A 4,207-nucleotide genomic window follows, 5' to 3' on the forward strand; every position below is an offset into this window, starting at 1 on the left:
AGCTTCAGCCGGTTGCTCTCGTTGGCGAGCGACCGGGCCGACGACAGGACCTGGGCCGAGGCGGAGCCGGTTTCACCCGCTCCCCGGTTGACCTCGGTGATGCTGCCGGCCACCTGAGTGGTCCCGGAGGCCGCCTGCTGGACATTGCGGGCAATCTCGTGCGTCGCGGCCCCCTGCTCCTCGACGGCCGCCGCGATCGTTGCGGAAATCTCCGCGATCCGGCCGATCGTCCCGCCGATGGTCTTGATGGCGGCAACCGAGCCTTGCGTCGCCGTCTGCATCCCGGCGATCTGAGACGAGATATCGCCGGTCGCCTTGGCGGTCTGCGCCGCCAGCGCCTTCACCTCTTGGGCCACGACGGCGAAGCCCTTGCCCGCCTCGCCGGCCCGGGCCGCCTCGATGGTGGCATTGAGGGCCAGCAAGTTGGTCTGCTCGGCAATCGCCGTGATCAACTTCACCACGTCGCCGATCCGGTTCGCCGCCTGAGACAGCTCGGTGATCTGCGCATCGGTGGTTTCCGCCTGCCGGACCGCCTCTGCGGCGATCCGCGAGGACTCCTGCACCTGACGGCTGATCTCGCTCACTGACGAGGCCATCTCGTTGGTCGCCGAGGCCACCGACTGCACGTTGCTGGACGCCTGCTCGGACGCCGCGGCGACCGTCCCGGACAGCGATTGGGTCGTCTCGGCGGTCTTGGTCAGGGTTCCCGCAGCGGCTTCCAGCTCGGTCGAGGCGGAGGACACGGTTTCGATGATGTTGCCGACCGCCCCTTCGAACGCATCGGCCAGCTTCACCATGGCCTCCTTCCGGTCCGCCGACGCCTTGCGGTCGCTCTCGGCCTTCTCCTCCGCCTCCCGCCGCGCCTTGTCCTCGGACATGACCTTGAAGGCCTCGACGGCCTCCGCCATCTGGCCGACCTCGTCCTTGCGGCCGAGACCCGGCAGCACCACGGTGAAATCGCCGGCACCGAGCCGACGCATGGCATCGACCAGGCCCACCAGCGGCTTGGTGATCGCGCGCCCGATCAGCCATGCCAGAGCCACACCGAGAACGAGGCCGCAGGCTGCAAGTATCAGCACGAGTGTTCCGGTGCTGGCGATCAGGCTCGCGGTCTCGTCCTGGATCCTGCGTTCGTCGGCGATACCAGACGTTTTGATCGCAGCCGCATCGGCGGCGAGAGCATCCGCCTGTTTCGACATGTTCCCGTTGATCAGGGCTTCGATGTCGCGCGTGATCTCGTTCGCCCGCCGGAAGCCTTGTTCGTAGCGGCCAACCAGCATCCGGGCCTGCTCCAAGCGGCGTCGCAGGTCCGGACCGAGCGGTTGCCGCTCCAAGTCGCCGACGATTCGCTTCAGCTCGGCGACGTCCTTCTCGGCAGCCTGCTCGGTGGCGGGATCGTGACGCAGCAACAGCTTGTTGACGTTCAGGCGCACCTGCATGACGGCCTGCAGGCCCTCGCTGAACAGGCCAGCGGCGTCCGGCTGCCCGGCCCGCGCGGCGTCTGCCCGCAAGCCGTCGAAATCGAGCCGCAGCTGACGTCCACCGGAATCCAGAACATCCTCGGTCAGCTTCACCTGCTCGCGCCGCAACGGGATCAGCTGCTCGAACCCCTTCGCATAGACCGCGACCTGGTCCCGTATGCCCTCCATCCTGGCGTGTCGCTCGGGGTTTTGAATGATCCGGAGCCCCTCCGAAATGGTGCTTTCCAGCCGCTTGCGGCGCTCCCCGGCCATTTGAACATTCTGTTCCACGCCGGTCATCCAGTACTCGCGGACGTAACGGCGGAACGCGAGAAAATCGCGGTCGACATCACTGACGATCCTCACCACCTCGACCCGCTGGGCATAATTGTCGAAGCCAGTCTCGGCCTTCTGGAAGGCGACATACGAAGCCCCCGAGGCGAGCGCCAGGATGCCCAGGACGCACGCAAACCCAAACGTGATCTTGGTGCCGATCTTGCGATCGGCAAAGATACCCATAAGTCCCGAACGGCCTGCAGCCGGTTCCGTGGTCATGTTTGGAATCCTCTGAAAGGGCGGCGCGATCGGCGCACCTTGTGGCGGACGACCGGAAGTGCCTTGCAACATGGCGAGGGGCCTCGCACACGACACGGTGCTGCAAGCTCGCTTCCAAGATGAGGAGGTGGATAGTTTGACTCGGATACGTGTTGGCTCAGGAAAGCCAAATTCGATTAAGCAAATGCTAAAATACGCTTTATACGTAACATTACCACGCGGAGCAGCGAATGGTCGTGTGAAAACGAAGGCTATTCCAAAGCATTAGCCTGTCAAGAGAGGCTGTCACCGGTCAGACAATCACCTGATACACATATTTTTAGCGCGACATCTCGACACTGCCGATTGGCCACAGTATCATGTTAATAGTCTATATATAGGAAGCGAAAGAATGACAAAAAAACGAAGCAGCGCCCGATAGAGGCGGTCCGCATGGGAAGACGCCTGCATTGGCTCAGCTCTTCGTCGTTCGACGAAGTCAGACACAGCATCATCAGCAAAGGGCCGGAAATCGAGCGCCTGGACCTCATTGAAAACACCTTCTACTACGGGACCGTCAGCACGCTGGTATTCCAAGGTCGCGACGATGGGCCTCTGGTGCAGACGATCGATCACGGCGCCGGTGTATCGTTCAGGCTCGAATCGACGTCCACAGTTCGCGTTCTTGTGCCCAGCGCGCCGCTCGAACTCGTGCAGGCCGGGCAGCAGACCGAGCTTCAGCAGGATCGGGCGGTCTTTCTGCCGAGTGACGAGTTCTCTGGCACGGCTCGAAAAGGCCGTTTCGTCGTGTTGCGATTACAGGATGCGGCAGTTGCGGAGGCCATGCGCACTTTCGAGATCGAGGAGAATTTCCTGACCTCCCTGTCGATGGCGGGAGGCGATCAGGCGCTGCCCGGTCTCGCCCAGCTCACGCGCCACCTGCAGGTCATGGTCGCCATGGCGGACAAGGAGCCGGGGCAAATTCTGGACTCGGAACAGTTCTGGCTCGCGCAGGAGCAACTCCTTACACTGAGAGCCGCCCAGATCCTCGCCGCGCGATCCCGGTCTGATCGTAGACCCAAGGTGAGCCGGAACGCGGAGACGCTGCGCCGGACCGTGGACTTCATCCATGCGCAGTCCAGTGGACACATCGACCTGATGGCCCTGGCCGAGCAGGCCGGGCTGTCACTCCGCTCCCTGCAGATCATATTCCGGCGGGAGTTCGACTCCACCATCATGCAATATATACAACGACATCGTCTCACCGTGGCGCGGACCTTGCTGGAGCAGGCCCAGCCCAATCAGACCGTCACGTCGATCGCCAGGACGGCGGGCTTTCCTCACCTGAGCGATTTCGGCCGGGTCTACCGGGAAATGTATGGGGAGACCCCGAGTGAAACTCTTCGGCGTTACCGGCCCTATGGACGTCCCTACAGGTGAAGCTGTTGCCGCGCGGAGCCACCCGAGCTGGTGTGCTTCGGGTGACGCCACTGCATTATGATTCGATGCAGGATCAGGCCCTCAGATCGTCAGGCACCCGGCCGCCGTTCTCGGCCAGCTTCTTCATCACCTGCCCGTGCAGCCATACATTCATGGTGGCGCTGTCGTTCGTATCGCCCGAGTAGTGGAGCTCTCTGGCGAGTTCTTTGCGGGCCGCCAGGCTGCTGTCGAGATCGAGAAGCTTCATCAGATCCACGATGGAACGGCGCCAGTCCAGATTTTCCGTCCGCTTGGCCGCCTTCTCCGTCAGTACGGCTGCGACATCCACGTCTCCCCCGGAGGGGCGGCCGGAGGGCGGTGTAGATGCCGGAGGAGCGCTGGGCAGCGGGGTAGAGCGATCGCTGGGCGCCGGCGATGCCGAGCCGGGAGCTGCGGAAGGCGGGGGGCTGGACGTGGAGGCGGGAGCGGGGCCGTCTTCCGCTCGTGCATGCCCGAAGATCCGCGACATGATGGTACCGAGAACGCTCATCGATCATCCTCACGAAGTGGTGCCGGAACGTAAAACCTCCTTTGGGGCTGTTTGATCCACGGTCTTCCGAGGGATTGCGGACGTATGGCTTGGCACATGGAACAAAATAAGAATATAGTTCCATCCACAACCGTCGCTTTGTCTATCGCTGGCCGCCGGTCGTCTGTTCATCAACCAGGAGATCGATAATGTCCGTGGCAGCCCTTCTTGCCCCGCCTCTCGATCCTGAGAGCCGATCCGAGAA

At 62.9% G+C, this 4,207-nt stretch carries 3 protein-coding genes; 1 reads left to right on the forward strand and 2 read right to left on the reverse strand.

The genetic code is table 11. The features are described from left to right. Positions 1–2,015, reverse strand: a 2,015-nt coding sequence (locus ABTU92_RS27895) for a methyl-accepting chemotaxis protein (protein ID WP_408094840.1), incomplete at its 3' end; no start/stop codon positions are given. 432 nt (positions 2,016–2,447) lie between these two features. Between ABTU92_RS27895 and ABTU92_RS27900 the strand changes: the two genes are divergently transcribed. Then, entirely contained in the window at positions 2,448–3,434 is a 987-nt protein-coding gene (locus ABTU92_RS27900; protein ID WP_408094841.1) for a helix-turn-helix domain-containing protein, read from the forward strand. Positions 3,435–3,507: 73 nt separating this feature from the next. Here the strand turns inward: ABTU92_RS27900 and ABTU92_RS27905 are convergent, their stop codons facing one another. Then, on the reverse strand, positions 3,508–3,963 hold the full coding sequence (locus ABTU92_RS27905; RefSeq protein WP_408094842.1) for a DUF3597 domain-containing protein: 456 nt from the start codon (positions 3,961–3,963) through the stop codon (positions 3,508–3,510). Between the last annotated feature and the right edge of the window lie 244 nt (positions 3,964–4,207).

It is taken from the genome of Rhodoplanes sp. SY1 (genome assembly GCF_046000175.1).
Taxonomy (GTDB): domain Bacteria; phylum Pseudomonadota; class Alphaproteobacteria; order Rhizobiales; family Xanthobacteraceae; genus Rhodoplanes.